At 69.3% G+C, this 15,461-nt stretch carries 14 protein-coding genes; 4 read left to right on the plus strand and 10 right to left on the minus strand.

Annotated elements, in window-relative coordinates:
• Positions 1-80 precede the first annotated feature (80 nt).
• Complete coding sequence (locus tag LTH96_RS11470; RefSeq protein ID WP_241465937.1) at positions 81-2,009, plus strand: heavy metal translocating P-type ATPase; 1,929 nt, start codon at positions 81-83, stop codon at positions 2,007-2,009.
• A gap of 118 nt (positions 2,010-2,127) precedes the next feature.
• Positions 2,128-2,679 carry an Asp23/Gls24 family envelope stress response protein gene (locus LTH96_RS11475; RefSeq protein WP_241465939.1) on the plus strand — a complete coding sequence of 184 codons (552 nt, stop codon included), beginning with the start codon at positions 2,128-2,130 and terminating at the stop codon, positions 2,677-2,679.
• On the opposite strand, the gene purM is transcribed toward LTH96_RS11475, so the two are convergent.
• The 6 genes from purM to LTH96_RS11505 all read right to left on the minus strand — a co-directional run bounded on the left by purM (position 2,667) and on the right by LTH96_RS11505 (position 8,805).
• Complete coding sequence (gene purM, locus LTH96_RS11480; protein ID WP_241465940.1) at positions 2,667-3,854, minus strand: phosphoribosylformylglycinamidine cyclo-ligase; 1,188 nt, start codon at positions 3,852-3,854, stop codon at positions 2,667-2,669. The two genes, LTH96_RS11475 and purM, sit on opposite strands and share 13 nt — an antisense overlap.
• Positions 3,851-5,407 (minus strand): amidophosphoribosyltransferase, encoded by a 1,557-nt coding sequence (purF, locus tag LTH96_RS11485; RefSeq protein WP_241465942.1) that lies wholly within the window; start codon positions 5,405-5,407, stop codon positions 3,851-3,853. Before purF ends, purM begins: the two co-directional genes overlap by 4 nt.
• Positions 5,394-5,717 carry a hypothetical protein gene (locus tag LTH96_RS11490; protein WP_241465944.1) on the minus strand — a complete coding sequence of 108 codons (324 nt, stop codon included), beginning with the start codon at positions 5,715-5,717 and terminating at the stop codon, positions 5,394-5,396. Before LTH96_RS11490 ends, purF begins: the two co-directional genes overlap by 14 nt.
• A gap of 59 nt (positions 5,718-5,776) precedes the next feature.
• Positions 5,777-6,133: a sterol carrier family protein gene (locus tag LTH96_RS11495; protein ID WP_241465946.1), complete on the minus strand. Its 357-nt coding sequence runs from the start codon at positions 6,131-6,133 to the stop codon at positions 5,777-5,779.
• A gap of 10 nt (positions 6,134-6,143) precedes the next feature.
• Positions 6,144-7,523 (minus strand): NAD-dependent succinate-semialdehyde dehydrogenase, encoded by a 1,380-nt coding sequence (locus LTH96_RS11500; RefSeq protein WP_241465948.1) that lies wholly within the window; start codon positions 7,521-7,523, stop codon positions 6,144-6,146.
• Between the two features lie 205 nt (positions 7,524-7,728).
• Positions 7,729-8,805: an asparaginase gene (locus LTH96_RS11505; protein ID WP_241465950.1), complete on the minus strand. Its 1,077-nt coding sequence runs from the start codon at positions 8,803-8,805 to the stop codon at positions 7,729-7,731.
• 78 nt (positions 8,806-8,883) lie between these two features.
• Between LTH96_RS11505 and purD the strand changes: the two genes are divergently transcribed.
• Entirely contained in the window at positions 8,884-11,163 is a 2,280-nt protein-coding gene (purD, locus tag LTH96_RS13355) for a phosphoribosylamine--glycine ligase (protein ID WP_241465951.1), read from the plus strand.
• A 76-nt stretch (positions 11,164-11,239) separates the two neighbouring features.
• Here purD and LTH96_RS11515 read toward each other — a convergent pair whose 3' ends face one another.
• Positions 11,240-12,415, minus strand: a complete 1,176-nt coding sequence (locus LTH96_RS11515; RefSeq protein ID WP_241465953.1) for a MarP family serine protease — start codon at positions 12,413-12,415, stop codon at positions 11,240-11,242.
• A 222-nt stretch (positions 12,416-12,637) separates the two neighbouring features.
• Here LTH96_RS11515 and LTH96_RS11520 point away from each other — a divergent pair, with 222 nt between their 5' ends.
• Positions 12,638-13,315 (plus strand): Crp/Fnr family transcriptional regulator, encoded by a 678-nt coding sequence (locus LTH96_RS11520; protein ID WP_036477681.1) that lies wholly within the window; start codon positions 12,638-12,640, stop codon positions 13,313-13,315.
• 145 nt (positions 13,316-13,460) lie between these two features.
• Here LTH96_RS11520 and LTH96_RS11525 read toward each other — a convergent pair whose 3' ends face one another.
• The 3 genes from LTH96_RS11525 to LTH96_RS11535 are packed head-to-tail and all read right to left on the minus strand — an operon-like array spanning position 13,461 to position 15,433.
• Positions 13,461-14,792, minus strand: a complete 1,332-nt coding sequence (locus LTH96_RS11525) for a hypothetical protein (RefSeq protein WP_241465955.1) — start codon at positions 14,790-14,792, stop codon at positions 13,461-13,463.
• Positions 14,782-15,255, minus strand: coding sequence for a RidA family protein (locus LTH96_RS11530; protein WP_241465957.1), 474 nt, complete (start codon positions 15,253-15,255; stop codon positions 14,782-14,784). The genes LTH96_RS11525 and LTH96_RS11530 overlap by 11 nt, the downstream gene beginning before the upstream one ends.
• A gap of 10 nt (positions 15,256-15,265) precedes the next feature.
• The gene (locus LTH96_RS11535; protein ID WP_166645872.1) at positions 15,266-15,433 is read right to left on the minus strand and encodes a hypothetical protein; all 168 of its coding nucleotides are present in this window, start codon (positions 15,431-15,433) and stop codon (positions 15,266-15,268) included.
• Positions 15,434-15,461 lie beyond the last annotated feature (28 nt).

Raw genomic sequence — 15,461 nt, forward strand, 5'->3', positions numbered from 1 at the left:
ATCAGTTCCTGAGCGACGACCGTAATGGGCCCAGCAGGACCTCTCTATACAGCCGGATGATTCCGGAGTATCAATGAGGCATGTGGAAGACCGTCCTCGGCTTGGCGCGCTACCCGGTGGTCTTGGCGACCCTGGTCATCGGGATGCTCGGCGGGGCCCTCGAGTTCAGCGGTCAGGGACCTGCGGCGCGCTGGGTGATCTCCGGATTCGCCGTGGTCGTCGCGCTGCTGCAGGCCCGTCGGATGATCACGGATCTGCGCGCCGGAACCTACGGCATCGACCTGCTGGCGGTCACCGCCATCGGTTCCACCGTGGCGGTGGGAGAATACTGGGCTGCGCTTGTCGTGTGCCTGATGCTCTCCGGCGGTGAAGCCCTGGAGAACTACGCCGCCGGTCGAGCTCGGCGGGAGCTGACCGGGCTGCTGGAGAATGCCCCGCACACCGCGCACCTGTTGCGCGGGGACAGCGGCCCCGCAGATGTGCCGGTGGAAGAGGTCAGCGTCGGTGACCGGCTGCTGGTGCGGCCCTTCGAGGTGGTGCCGGTGGACAGTGTGCTCAAGTCCGCCTCGGCGACATTCGACGAGTCCTCGCTCACCGGAGAATCCCTGCCGGTGGAACGCGCTCAGGGAGAGGAGCTGCTCTCCGGGGCCGTGAACGGTGGCGAGGCCATCGAGATCCGCGCCACCGCCAACGCCTCCGAGTCCCAGTACCAGCGGATCATCGAGCTGGTCCGCGAGGCACAGGAGTCGAAGGCTCCCTTCGTCCGGCTCGCCGACCGGGTCGCGGTGCCCTTCACCCTGGGAGCGCTCGGACTCGCCGTGGGGGCCTGGGCGTTCTCCGGCGACCCCACGCGCGCGGCAGAGGTGCTCGTCGTCGCGACTCCCTGCCCGCTGATCATCGCGGCGCCGGTGGCATTCATGGCCGGGATGTCCCGCGCGGCCAGCAACGGCATCATCGTCAAGAGCAGCGGCACGCTGGAACAGCTGGCCCGGGTGAGGACCGCAGCCTTCGACAAGACCGGAACCCTGACCCACGGCAAGCCTGAGGTGACACACGTCCATGCCGTCGGACTCGAACCAGAACGGATGCTCGCGCTCGCCGCGGCAGTCGAGCAGTACTCCTCACATCCGCTGGCAGCCGCCGTGGTCGAAGCTGCCAGCGCGAACGCGCAGGGCGTGCCGAGCGCCGAGGACGTGATCGAGGTGCCCGCCAACGGGGTGCGCGGGAGGGTCGAGGGGCGCGCCGTCGTCGTCGGCAGCGTCCGCTTCATCGGCCGGGAGACCTCCACGACGCCGGACACTCCGCCGGTGGGTCACAGTGGTGTGCACGTGGCCGTGGACGGCACCTACGCGGGGTACATCGCCCTCGCCGATGAGCTGCGCGTCGAGACCCGGGCCACGATGGCCTCGCTTCACCGGGCCGGGGTCAGCACCACGATGATGCTCACCGGCGACGGTGAACACGTGGCCCGCCACATCGCGCAGCAGGCAGGCATCGACGACGTGCGCGCAGACCTGCTCCCCGAGGACAAGGTATCCGCAGTGCAGGCGGCGCACCCGCGCCCGGTGATGATGGTCGGCGACGGCGTCAACGATGCGCCGGTGCTGGCGGTCGCTGACGTGGGAGTGGCCATGGGCGCGCGCGGTTCCAGTGCTGCCAGTGAGTCCGCCGACATCGTGATCACCGTCGATGACCTCGGACGCAGTGCTCGGGCCGTGCACATCGGGCGGCGCACCATGCGGGTCGCCTGGCAGGCGATCTGGATCGGCGTCGGCATGTCGGTGGTCCTGATGCTCATCGCCGCGGCGGGCATGCTGCCTGCCATCGTCGGCGCCTGGCTGCAGGAGGTGGACGATCTCGCCTCCATCCTGTGGGCGCTGCGGGCCATGCGTCCGAGCCGGAGGGAGCGGGCGGAGGCTGCGCAGGTGGCGCGGGAGCTGGAGGCGGCCCGCGGCGGACAGCTCGGCCCCACCGACGCGGCGTCCCACGATGTCTCGAGAAAGATCTGAGAATCCGCGTGAGGATCCTCGGGCAGGTGCGTCCCCGCCTAGGTCCGACCGACAGGGTCAGAGATCCTTGACTGCACCGAGCGCTCCCTGAGCGCTCAGCGATCTGAAGGAGAGCGCAATGACCGAGAACACCTCCGCCAGCACGCATGGCACGGACCAGGCAGAACCTGCCCCCGGGCGCCAGAACTCCGCAGCCCAGAGCCCGGCAGCCCAGAGCCCGCTGTTGACCGCGTTCGGCGCCACCACGGTGGAAGAGACCGTGGTGCAGAAACTCTCCGGGATCGCCGCCCGCGAGGTCCCCGGCGTGTGCGCGGTGGGCAACATCGCCCGGCGCACCCTCGACGCGATCTCCGAGCGCATCCCCGGCGCGCGCACCCAGGTCAGCGGCGGCGTCTCGGTGGAGAAGGGTGACCGTCAGACCGCCATCGACCTGACCGTGATCGTCGAGTACGGCGCATCCATCGTGGAGGTCACCGAGAACGTCCGGCGCAACGTCATCCGCGCCGTCGAGCACGGCACAGGGCTGGAGGTCGTGGAGGTCAACATCAGCGTGGCCGATGTGCACCTGCCCGAAGATGACGAACAGCCCCGGGAGATCGCTCCCGGGGCCCCCAGTCATTCGTCCCGGCGGGCTGCCGAGGTCAGAGGGTCAACGGTTCAGGAGCCGTAGCGGCCGGTCAGCAGCACGCCGCCGCCGTCGACTCCCTTGGCGCCCTGGACGAAGTCCAGACCGGCACCGGCCACCCGGGCCTCCTCGGGGCGGTAGGCGCTGACCTCACCCATCACCCAGGCGGTCTGGCCCGAGGCGGTCAGGTGAGCCAGGGCGTCGTCGGCCTTCTCGGCGGAGACCACAGCGATCATGCCCACGCCCAGGTTCAGCGTGCGCTCCAGGTCGGCCTGCGGGACCGAGCCAAGCCGCGCAATCAGCGAGAACACCGCGGGCCAGGACCAGGTCGAGCGGTCCACGGTCGCCATCAGCCCGGTGGGGAGCACACGCGCCAGGTTCGCCGCGAGACCACCGCCGGTGACATGGCTGAACCCGCGCACCGGGGCCTCGGGCGAGATCTCAGCCTCGGCGGGGTCGCCGTTGAGTGCGGTGACCAGGTCCAGACAGGGCGTGGTGTAGAGCCGGGTCGGTTCCAGCAGCTCCTGGCCCAGGGTGCGGCCGAACTCCTCGACCTCGCGCTCATAGCCCCAGCCGGCGGAAGAGACCACGCGGCGGACCAGCGAGTAGCCGTTCGAGTGGATGCCGGAGGAGGCCATGCCGATGATCACGTCACCGGCACGGACCCGCTCTGGGCCCAGCACGGCGGAGGCGTCGACGACGCCGGTGGCCGCGCCCGCGACGTCGTACTCATCGGCTGCCAGCAGTCCGGGGTGCTCGGCGGTCTCGCCGCCGATCAGAGCGGTGCCGGTCTCGGCGGCGGCCTTGGCGATGCCGGAGACCACCGCAGCGATCCGGGTGGGCTCCACCTTGCCGGTGGCGATGTAGTCGGTCATGAACAGCGGCTTCGCGCCCATGACCACGATGTCGTCGACGACCATGCCGACCAGGTCGAAGCCGATGGTGTCGTGGATGTCCATCGCCTGGGCGATGGCGACCTTGGTGCCGACCCCGTCGGTGGAGGTGGCCAGCAGCGGGCGGGGAAGCCGCTTGAGCTCGCTGGCGTCGTAGAGCCCGGCGAACCCGCCGACCCCGCCGATGACCTGTGGCGTGTGCGTAGCCTCGATGTGGGCCTTCATCAGCTCCACGGCGCGGTCACCGGCCTCCACGTCGACGCCGGCGGAGGCATAGGTGATCGGAGCGCCGGAGTGGGAATCGGCGCTGGTGTGTTCAGAAGTCACTTCTTGGCCTCCGCGAGGGGGATCTCGTCGAGTTCGAATTCGGCATCGGGTCCTGGCTCGCAGCCACCGGCCGGAGTCAGGGTGGAATCGGCGGGCTGTTCCAGCAGCATCTTCCCGCGTCGGCTCTCCGGCGGCAGCTTGATCGGGTAGACCCCGGAGAAGCAGGCGGTGCACAGCGTGGAGCGCGGCTGCTGGGTGGCGGCGATCATCCCGTCCTCGGAGATGTAGGCCAGCGAATCGGCCCCCACGGCCTGGGTGATCTCGTCCATGGTGGCCCCGTTGGCGATCAGCTCGGCGCGGGAGGCGAAGTCGATGCCGTAGAAGCAGGGCCACTTCACCGGCGGGGAGGAGATCTTCACGTGGATCTCGGCGGCGCCGGCCTCCTTGAGCATCCGCACGATGGCGCGCTGGGTGTTGCCGCGCACGATCGAGTCATCGACGACCACCACGCGCTTGCCGCGGACCACGTGGTCCTGGACGTTGAGCTTGAGCCGGATGCCGAGCTGGCGCAGCGTCTGCGAGGGCTCGATGAAGGTCCGGCCCACATAGGCGTTCTTGATGAAGCCCAGCGCGAAGGGAAGCCCGGAGGCCTCGGCGTAGCCCACCGCCGCCGGGGTCCCGGATTCTGGGACCGGGATCACGATATCGGCGTCGTGGGTGTCCTCGCGGGCCAGCTGACGGCCCATCTCGACCCGCGACTCATAGACCGAGCGGCCGTTGATGTTCGCATCCGGGCGGGCCAGGTAGACATATTCGAAGACGCAGCGCGAAGGGGTCGCGGCGGCGAAGCGGTGGGAGCGCACGCCGTCGGAATCGATGGCGATCAGCTCCCCGGGCTCGATCTCGCGGATCACCGAGGCCCCCACGGTGGCCAGCGCCGACTGCTCGGAGGCGACCACCCAGCCGCGGGCCAGACGGCCCAGCACCAGCGGGCGCACGCCATGCGGGTCCCGGGCGGCATAGAGCGTGTTCTCATTCATGAACACCAGGCAGAACGCGCCCTCCAGGGTGGGCAGCAGGGCCATCGCCTGATCTTCGAGACTGTCCCCGGGCTGTTCCTTCAACAGCGCGGTGACCAGCGCCGTGTCGGTGGTGTTGCCCTGGTTGAGCTCGCCGAAGTCGGCTCGTCCGTGGCGTTCGATGATGCGGTCGCGCAGGTCCGCGGAGTTCGTGAGGTTGCCGTTGTGCCCCAGCGCGACGGTCCCGTGCGGGGTGTCCCCGAGGGTCGGCTGGGCGTTGGACCACTGGCTGGCTCCGGTGGTGGAGTATCGGCAGTGTCCGACGGCGATGTGCCCGGTCAGCGAGTTGAGCGTGGACTCGTCGAAGACCTGGGAGACCAGGCCGAGGTCCTTATAGACCCGGATGCTCTTGCCGTCGGAGGCAGCGATCCCGGCGGACTCCTGGCCGCGGTGCTGCAGCGCGTAGAGCCCGTAATAGGCCAGTTTGGAGACTTCCTCCCCGGGGGCCCAGACGCCGAAGACTCCGCATTCGTCCTGCGGCAGCGGGTCCTCGTCGAGGAGATTGAAGTTCAGCTGACCATCATTGTGGGCCATTCGCAGAAGTCCTCTCTGCAGAGTCGATCTTCTGCAGGTCATAAGTGCGGGTGCGCTTCCGTGAGCGCCAGTCGATGAAGAGCCAGGTCACGGCGCCCAGGGCCAGCCCTGGCATCGCGAAGGCGACGGTGAGATATCCCAGCGAACCGCGGAGCGAATAGTCGTCCGCGGGGCCGGTGACCAGCACCACGACGACGGCGGCCACAACTGCCGCCAACACTCCTGCGATGAGGAAGGGGCTCAGCCTGGGGGTAGGACGAACGGTCACCTGCCGACGCTCCGACTCGCCCGTCTGCTCGCGTGAAGACATACCACCATGCTACCGGCCCAGCCTGGGTGCCGGGCACGTGGGAGCTGGTGCCCCGCGGTTCACCGGCGAAGTGGCAGCAGCGCCGAGAGGTCGGCGCGGGTGCCCGATGCGGAGATCCGCCCGGCGGCGCGTGCCGTCTCCCATCCGGTGACCCCGGTGGCGAGCTCCAACCAGTCCTGCGGGGCGAGCTCGACCACGTTCGGGGGAGTGCCCCGGGAATGGGAGGGGCCTTCGACGCACTGGGTCACCCCGAAGGGCGGGACCCGGACCTCCACGGAGTTCCCCGGAGCCACCTCGGCGAGCTCCTCGAGGCAATACCGCACAGCGGTGGCCACGGTCCGGCGGTCGGAGTCTCCTGACTCCCACGCGCGGACCGCGGCCATGCCGTTGACGGCGGTGATGCGACGTCGTGCCATGCTCAGCCGCTCATCTTCCGGCGATCTTGACCAGGCGCTTGTTGACGAACTCCGCCATGCCGTAGGGGCCGAGCTCGCGGCCCACGCCGGAGCGCTTCACGCCGCCGAAGGGCAGCTGGGCGGAGGTGCCGGCGGGCTCGTTGACGAAGATCATGCCGGTGTGGATCTGCTCGCCGATCCGCTGAGCGTGCTCCACGTCGGTGGCGAACACCGAGGCGGAGAGACCGTACTGGGTGTCGTTGGCCAGCTTCACGGCCTCTTCCTCATCGGCGACCTTGTAGACCATCGCCACCGGCCCGAAGAGCTCTTCGCCGTAGGCGCGCATCTCACGGGTGATCCCGGTCAGCAGGGTGGGCTGGTACCAGGCGCCCCGGCGCTGGTCGAAGTCGCCGCCCAGGTGCAGGGTGGCGCCCTTCTCCACGGCGTCCTGGACCTGCTCGTGCAGATCCTCGGCGGCCTGGGCCGAGGACATCGGGCCGATGAAGGCCTCCTCGGAGAGCGGGTCGAGCAGCTTGATCTCGGACAGCGCCTGCTGGAACTGCTCGAGGAAATCGTCGTAGAACTCTGCCGGGACGATGACGCGCTTGGCGGCGTTGCAGGCCTGTCCGGCGTTGGCCATCCGGCCCTGCACGGCGCCCTTGACCGCTGCGGGCAGGATCTCGCGATCCAGGACCAGCAGCGGATCATTGCCGCCCAGCTCAAGGACGACCTTCTTGAGGTTCTCACCGGCGACGGCTGCGACCTTGGTGCCGGCCCGCTCGGAGCCGGTCAGTGAGATGCCCGCCACGCGGGGGTCCGGGATCACGATGTCTGCGATCTGCGCGCTGGAGGCATACACGTTGGTGTAGGCGTGCTGCGGGAAGCCGGCATCGCGGAAGATCTGTTCCATCGCCGCCGCGGATTCGGGGCACTGCGAGGCGTGCTTGAGCATGATCGTGTTGCCGATCATCAGGTTCGGCACCGCGAAGCGGGCCACCTGGTAGTACGGGAAGTTCCAGGGCATGATGCCCAGCAGCACGCCGACGGGCCGGCTCTGCATGACGGCGCTTCCGTCTGGGGAGTCGGTGATCGGCTCATCGGCGAGGAACTCGGCACCGTGATCGGCGTAGTAGTGGAAGATCGAGATCACGATGTCCAGCTCGGAGCGGGCCTGGGTCATCGGCTTGCCCATCTCGCGGGTGATGATCGTGGCCAGCTCGTCCTTGCGCTCTTCGTAGATCGCCGCCGCGCGGCGCAGCAGGTCGGCGCGCTCGGAGAGCTCGGTCTTCGACCAGCTGGTGAAGGTCTCGGCGGCGTGATCGAGTGTCGCGCTCAGCTGATCGTCGGTGAGGGTGGCGAACTCCGCCTCGACCTCACCGGTGGCAGGGTTGGTGACTTTGTAGTCGGCCATGGAAATCTGTGCCTCGCTTGTCAGTGGTCGATCGGTGACCTGCCCGCCGAAGCGGCGGACTCCTCGACGCTATGACCCTGCGCGGTGCGGCACAAGCTGATCAGGCGCTGGGCCGGGTAGTTCACCAATACGCGAAACCGGGACGATGTGTGGAATAAAAACCCGGTTGGTGCTGGCACCCGTGCGCTTCAGTCGACGGGAGGCCTCAGAGGCGTTCGAGCAGCGCGGGGGCCAGGCGGATGCTGCCCACCTGCTCCGCGGCGAGTCCTCCGGTGATCGGCTTGACGATCTTGCGCAGCACCGGGCCCAGAGCGTCGAGCTCGATCACCCCGCGGGCGGCCAGCAGGCTCAGCGCGACAAGGTTCGTGGCGCGGGAGGATCCGTCGAGGACCTTGACCGCGGCGGCGGTGCCGTCCGGGGCCGCGACCACCAGGACGCCCTCGGCGCCGAGCTTCGCGGTCAGGCCCAGCTCTTCGAGCACCACGGTGTTGGCCTCGCCGCGGCCGTGCACCGCCCAGGGGTAGTCGAGCATCGCCTGGTTCACGGTGAACGCGTGGACCTCGGCGTCGCGGCGCGAGGTGGAGGCGGCCAGCTTGGAGAATCCGCGGGCCAGTCCGGTGAGTGAGAGCGCCGGGGCGGGGGCTCCGCAGCCGTCGATCCCGACCACGGTCGGCTCCTCGCCGCAGTATTCGGTGATCACGTCCATGATCACCCGCTGCAGCGGGTGGGAACGCTCGAGGTAGGTGTTGAGTCGCCAGCCGTTGGTCCGGGTGGCGGCGAGGAACGCGACATGCTTGCCGGAGCAGTTGAAGGCCAGCGGCGTCTCGGTCTTGCCGGCCTCCAGATGCACGCGCAGGTCATGGTTGCGGGAGGGCCAGGCCGACGGGCATTTCAGCGCCGACTCGTCCAGGCCCTCGGCGGCGAGGATGCTCGCGGCGAGCTCCTGGTGCTTGCGCGAGCCCACATGGGAGCCGCAGGCCAGGGCGACCGCCTCCGGTGAGATCAGCGCGCCGGAGCGCAGCGAGGCGATGGCCTGGAAGGGCTTCAGCGTGGAGCGCGGGAACATCAGCCGCTCGGGAGCGCCGATGGACTCCAGCACCGCACCGTCAGGTCCCACCACCACGGCGGAGCCGATGTGCCGGGACTCGACGACGCCGGCGCGGGTCACCACTGCCAGTTCGGCCGATTCCGCCACCGAGGCCGCGTGCAGGTCCTGCTGTTCGGCGGATCCGGGGAGGGGCGGCACCGAGGGTGCTTCGGCAGAGAGGCGCGCATCAGTCATGGGCTCAGTCTACGGAGTGAGGGCCGCGCGCGGCCGAGGCGGACCCGCGGGAGTCCGCCGTTCGATAGGCTGAGCGGCGTGAAGGTACTTGTAGTCGGCCCCGGAGGCCGCGAGCACGCCATCGTCCGAGCACTGCTGCGCGATGAAGCAGTCACCACCGTGGAGGCCGCGCCGGGCAACGCCGGCATCGCAGCGCAGGTCCGCTGCCACAGCGTCGACGCCCAGGACGGGGCCGCGGTGGCAGCGCTCGCCGTCGCCGGCGGCTTCGACCTGGTGGTCATCGGTCCCGAGGCGCCGCTGGCCGCAGGAGTGGCCGACGCCGTCCGCGAGGCAGGGATCCCGGCCTTCGGGCCCTCCGCTTCCGCCGCGCGGCTGGAAGCCTCCAAGGCCTTCGCCAAGGAGATCATGGCCGCCGCCGAGGTGCCCACCGCCGGAGCGGTGCACGTCAGCGACCTCGCCGCGGCGCAAGACGCCGTCGACCGGTTCGGCGCGCCCTATGTCGTCAAGGACGACGGGCTCGCCGCCGGCAAGGGCGTGGTGGTCACCGAGGACCGCGCCGAGGCGCTGGCCCACGCCCAGGCCTGTTTCGCCGCCGGCGGCTCGGTGGTCATCGAGGAGTTCCTCGACGGACCCGAGGTCTCGCTCTTCGTCCTCTCCGACGGGGTGAACCTGGTGCCGCTGTCCCCGGCGCAGGACTTCAAACGCATCTTCAACGACGACGCCGGCCCCAACACCGGCGGCATGGGCGCCTACACCCCGCTGGACTGGTTGACCGGGTACACCGAGACCGACGCCGCCGGCGCCCAGCGCGACTTCGTGCAGATCGTGGTGGACACCGTCGCCGCCCCGACCCTGGCCGAGATGTCCCGCCGCGGCACCCCCTTCGTCGGGGTGCTCTACTGCGGGCTGGCCGTCACCTCCCGCGGGGTCCGGGTCATCGAGTTCAACGCCCGCTTCGGCGACCCCGAGACCCAGGCGGTGCTCGAACGCCTGGCCACACCGCTGGGTCAGCTGCTGCTGGACTGCGCCACCGGCTCGCTCGGCCGCGCCCGCACCCTTGACTGGGCGCAGGGCTACGCCGCCGACGTCGTGATGGCCGCGGAGAACTACCCGGAGACCCCGCGCAGGGGTGACGTGATCACCGGCACCGCGCAGGCCGAGAACCTCGACGGCGTGGCAGTGCTGCACGCCGGCACCGCCGCAGACGACCAGGGCCGGCTGACCACCGACGGCGGGCGGGTGCTCGCCGTCGTCGGCACCGGTGACTCGCTGGCTGAGGCTGTGCAGCGCGCCTACGCCGGGGTGCAGGAGCTCTCCTGGGAGGGCGAGCAGCACCGCACCGACATCGCCGCGAAGGCGCTCGCCGGAGAGATCCAGCTCCGCAGTGACGTCCAGCTGGACGCGGGACCGAGCGAGTCGGCCGCGCGCCTCCCGGTGCACCCCGCCGGCGAAACAGCCGACCAGTCAGCCGAAGACCTGCCCGGCTGGGTGCACGTGTCCTCCGGGAAGGTCCGCGAGCTCTACCGGCCCGCCCCCGGATCCCCCTGGGACGGTCAGGACGTGATCCTGATGGTCGCCAGCGACCGGATCAGCGCCTACGACCACGTGCTCTCCAGCCCCATCCCCGACAAGGGCATCATCCTCACCCAGCTCAGCCTGTGGTGGTTCGATCAGCTCGAGGCCGCCGGGATCTCGCATCACGTGGTCTCGGTCGAGGTGCCCGAAGCTGTCGCCGGGCGCGCGATGATCTGCCGGAACCTGCAGATGATCCAGGCCGAATGCATCGCCCGCGGCTACCTCACCGGGTCCGGGCTCGCCGATTATCGGGAGACCGGCGGCGTGACCGGGCTGGTGCTGCCGGAGGGCCTCACCGACGGCTCCGCGCTGCCCGAGCCGATCTTCACCCCGTCCTCGAAGGCCGCCCAGGGTGATCACGACGAGAACATCAGCTTCGAGACGCTCACCGAGACCGTGGGCGTGCAGGTGGCGACGCAGCTGCGCGACGCGACGCTGCGGATCTACGTCTTGGCCGAGGAGATCTGCCGCGAGGCCGGGGTGATCCTGGCGGACACCAAGCTCGAGTTCGGCTTCGACCCCGGCGGCGCGCTCACCGTGGCCGATGAGGTCCTGACCCCTGACTCATCACGCTTCTGGCCCGCCGAGAGCTGGGAGCCCGGGGCCGCACAGCCCTCCTTCGACAAGCAGTTCGTCCGCGACTGGCTGACCTCGGCCGCGTCCGGATGGGACCGCAGCGCCGGGCAGGCACCGCCGGCGCTTCCGCAGGAGGTCATCGGCGCCACACGACAGCGCTACCTGGACGCCTACCAGCGCCTCACCGGGACCGAACTGGTCTTCTGACCCCTGGGGCTGCCCGACTCGGGGGCATCGACCCTGGGATTCCGCTCCTGGGGCTCCGCACCTCAGGGAGCTGTGTTCAGCGGTCGGTGCACTGCCCGGTGGAGACGGTCTCGGAGTAGCGATCCGGATCGGTCAGAACATCCCCTGCCTGGTCCGCGGTGATCGCGAAGCCGACGTTGCTGCCCTCCACGGCGCGGGCGAACACGACGCCGGCCACGTCCCCGGCCCGATCGATCAACGGCCCGCCCGAGTTGCCCTGCCGGACATCGGCGCTGAGCTGGAAGATCTCCAGGGTGCTCGGCGAGCTGCCGTAGATGTTGTTCACCTGGGAGACGTCGCGCGCCTGGATCACCGCACTGCCCGCGGAGAACGGCCCGCCCGCGGGGTGTCCCATCACGTAGCCCGAATCTCCGACGTCGACCCCCTCGCTCATCTGAAGCGGCGCCACATCGAGGCCGTCCACTGCGATCAGGGCCAGGTCGGAGGCGGGATCGAAGTGCACCGCGCGGCCGGTGAGCACCTCGCCGTCCGGCATCTCCACCGCAGGCTCGGCCACACCGGCGATGACATGGGCGTTGGTCACCACCCGGGTGGGGGAGACGGCGAAGCCGGACCCCGACTGGGACTGCCCACACTGCTCCGCGACCCCGGTGATCCTCCCCACCGAGGCGGCGGAGGCGACGCCGGCGTCATTGAGGTCCTGGTTCTCCGGCAGCTCCGCAGGCTCGGGCACCAGCTGTGCGAGCTCCGGGATGTCGGAGTCCAGCACCGCGGAGCGGACCTGGGCGAACCAGGACTCTGCCTGATCGGGCACAGCGGAGTCGACGGTGCTCAGCACGGTGGACTGCTTCATCGCCTGGTTCACTGCGGGGAAGCCCATGGCGGAGATCGAGAAGGAGAGCAGCGCGATCACGAACACGGCGACCACCACGTTGACCACACCGCCGACCAGCGAGCTCAGGCCGCGCACCGCGCGGGACTTGAACATCCTCTGGATCTCGGCCCCGGCGGCGGATCCCAGCCCGTGCCCGGCGGCCACCAGCACGATGGCGGCGGCGAGCACCGCGATCACCCGCCAGAGCGGATCAGGGACCCAGGATGCGACCAGCGGGATCGCGAAGAACGCCGCGGTCGCGCCGATGAGGAATCCGAAGACACCGCCGAGGGTGGCCCAGACGCCCCTGCGCAGGCCTGCGATGAGGAAGCCCAGAAGCACCACCACCAAGATCACGTCGAGTATGGTGATTCCCATCGGCGGCGGGCTCCTTATGGTTCAGGGGGATCGTGGCTCTGCGGTTCGGGACTGCTGCTCTGGGACCGCTGGGCCTGGCTGTCGGCCGACGGAATCGGTCCCCAAAGAATGACATAGAATCCCTGGCCGCTTGCTGAACGTTTCCGCACGTCGAGGCGAACTGGTAACTTCTAAGCAACGAGACTCTGTTTATCTCACACATCCAGGAAGAACGGATCGCCCATGGACCTTGAAGTACTGCGCCGCGCACCGCTGTTCGCCACGCTCGACGACGACGTCTTCAGCGCCCTCATCAAAGAGCTCAACGAGGTCGACCTGTCCCGCGGGTCATCCGTCTTCCACGAGGGTGACCAGGGTGATCAGCTGTACTTCATCATCTCCGGCAAGATCAAGCTGGGACGCACCACCCCGGACGGCCGTGAGAACCTGCTTGCCGTCCTCGGCCCGGGCGAGATCTTCGGCGAGATGGCGCTGTTCAACCCCGCGCCACGCACCGCCACGGCGACTGCCGTGTCCGAGACGCGACTGGCCGGCCTGCGCCATGACAGCCTGCGCAACGTCATCACCACCAACCCAGAGGTCTCGGTGCAGCTGCTCCAGGCACTGGCCAAGCGGCTGACCCGGACCAACGAGTCCCTCGCGGACCTCGTCTTCTCCGACGTCCCCGGACGCGTCGCCAAGGCGCTGCTGGACCTGGCTGACCGCTTCGGCCGCCCGGCTCCGGACGGCGTGCTGGTGGCGCACGAGCTCACCCAGGAGGAGCTGGCCCAGCTGGTCGGCGCCTCCCGCGAGACCGTGAACAAGGCGCTGGCCGAGTTCGTCCAGCGCGGCTGGCTGCGCCTGGAGGCGCGCGCCGTGGTGATCCTGGACATCCAGCGGATCCGCCAGCGCTCCCGCTGAGCCGAACCCGCTGGTCTCCACCAGCACTGATCCCAGACATAGAAGGAGCGCCCGGCGAATCGCCGGGCGCTCCTTCTATGTCTGCGCCTGATCTGCGCCTGATCTGCGCCTGATCTGCGCCTGATCTGCGGGTGACGCTCGGAGGCTACTCCCCGGTGACCCGTGAGGGCGGATAGAAGCGGAGGAACTTGCGCACCAGGGAGGCCTGCGCGGCCAGCAGGAGCGCCACCCGGCGCGGGCTGCGATCAGCCGCGTAGAAGAACGGGTTCCGCGCACCGCCCGAGCGCAGGATCCCTGCGACCCGGCGTCGTCGCTGCGGGTCAGAGACATACCGGCCGGCCAGCCAGCCCGGCAGCACGGTGTAGACCGTCTCCTGCTGATCCTCCACGCGGGATGTGTCGCCATCGGCTGAGAGCTCGCCGCGGATGAAGTCCCGCACGTAGTACTCCACCGGATTGTTGCCCGCCCCGGTGATGTAGTAGCTGGAGCGACCCAGCCGGGGATTGAGCTCGAAGAACTTCGTCTTTCCGTCGCGCGGATCGAATTTCAGGTCGAAGTTCGCGTAACCCACCCAACCCAGCTCGGTGAGCAGCTTCTGCGCCTGATCCACCGCTTCGGAGTTCTTCGTGGTGAGGATCACCGAAGGGTTGCCCAGCGCGGCGGGGGAGTGATCCTCCACCACGGTCTCGCCCCAGGAGGCGAAGCGGATCACCGAGTTCTGATCGGCGTAGCAGGTCAGCACCCGCATGTTCTGGTCATCGCCCGGGACCTCCTCCTGCACCACGAAGCGCGCCCGGTACCCGGCCGCGTGGACCTTGGCGAAGAGATCGGCCAGATCCTCGGAAGTCTCCACCCGGTGCACTTTGTGCTTGCCCTCGAACTCGGTCCAATACCAGGCCGTGACATCAGCAGGCTTCGCCCATACCGGAAAGCTGAGATCCAGCGGGAGCTGGGTGTCCAGAGCGGCGCCGAAGTCCACCACCCGGGTGACCGGGTGATCCACGCCGAGCCTCTCGGCCAGCGCGGTGAAGTTGTCCTTGACGGTGGCCGCGTCGAAACGGGCCCGGTCCACATAGGGCACGACGACGTCGTCGCCCAGGTCCTCAGGGTGCGCCTCGCGCAGCTCGATGATCGCCTGCACGGTGGAGTCGATCGCGCCCAGCAGCAGGATCGGGATCCCCTGATCGCGCAGCCGCCGGATCGGTGCGAGGTTCAGCCCGGTGCGCACATGCTCCATCACCGTGCCGTTCTCGATCTCCAGGTGGGTGATGATCTTCGAATGCGCGATCATCCACATCTGGTGCTTCGAGAGCACCAGCGACGTGATGCCGTAGGCCTCATGGAAGGCCCGTGCTGCGCCATAGGCTCCGGCGTCGCCGCCGATGATCACCGGGGCGAAGCCGACGGCGGCCCAGCGGCGCTCCTGGTCCTGCCAGCGTCTGTCCTGGGTGAAGACCGGGGAGGCCTCAGCGGACATGGGCGATGAGGTCGACTTCCACCGGGGTGTCCAGCGGCAGCACCGACACGCCCACGGCGCTGCGGGCATGCTGCCCGGCGTCGCCGAAGGCCGCACCGAGCAGCTCCGAGGCGCCGTTGAGCACCTTGGGCTGACCGGTGAAGCTCGGAACCGAGGCGACGAAGCCGCCCACCTTGGCGATCCGGGTGATCCGGTCGAGATCACCCACGGCCGCCTTCAGCGCGCCGATGCAGTTCAGCGCACACTGCCGGGCGAGCTCGTAGGCCTGGTCTTCTGAGACCTCGGCGCCGACCTTGCCGGTCAACGGCAGCGCGCCGTCGACGAAGGGCAGCTGCCCGGAGACGTAGACCACGCCGTCGGCGATGACCGCCGGCTGATAGGAGGCGACCGGGGGGACCACCTCGGGAACGCTCAGGCCGAGTTCGGCCAGGCGCGTTTCAACTGCAGAGATCTGCTCAGCCATGGTGTGTGACTCAGTTCCGCGGCCGCTTGAGGTAGGCCACGGGGGCGTTGCCCTCCGGGCCGGGAAGCACGGTGACCAGCTCCCAGCCGTCCTCGCCCCACTGGTCCAGGATGCCCTTGGTGTTGTGGATGATCAGCGGAATCGTCGCGTATTCCCATTGGGTCTCAGATGCACTCATATTCTCAGACTAACGGACGCCCGCCGGG

The organism is Nesterenkonia sp. LB17 (genome assembly GCF_022565915.1).
Classification (GTDB): Bacteria; Actinomycetota; Actinomycetes; order Actinomycetales; family Micrococcaceae; genus Nesterenkonia.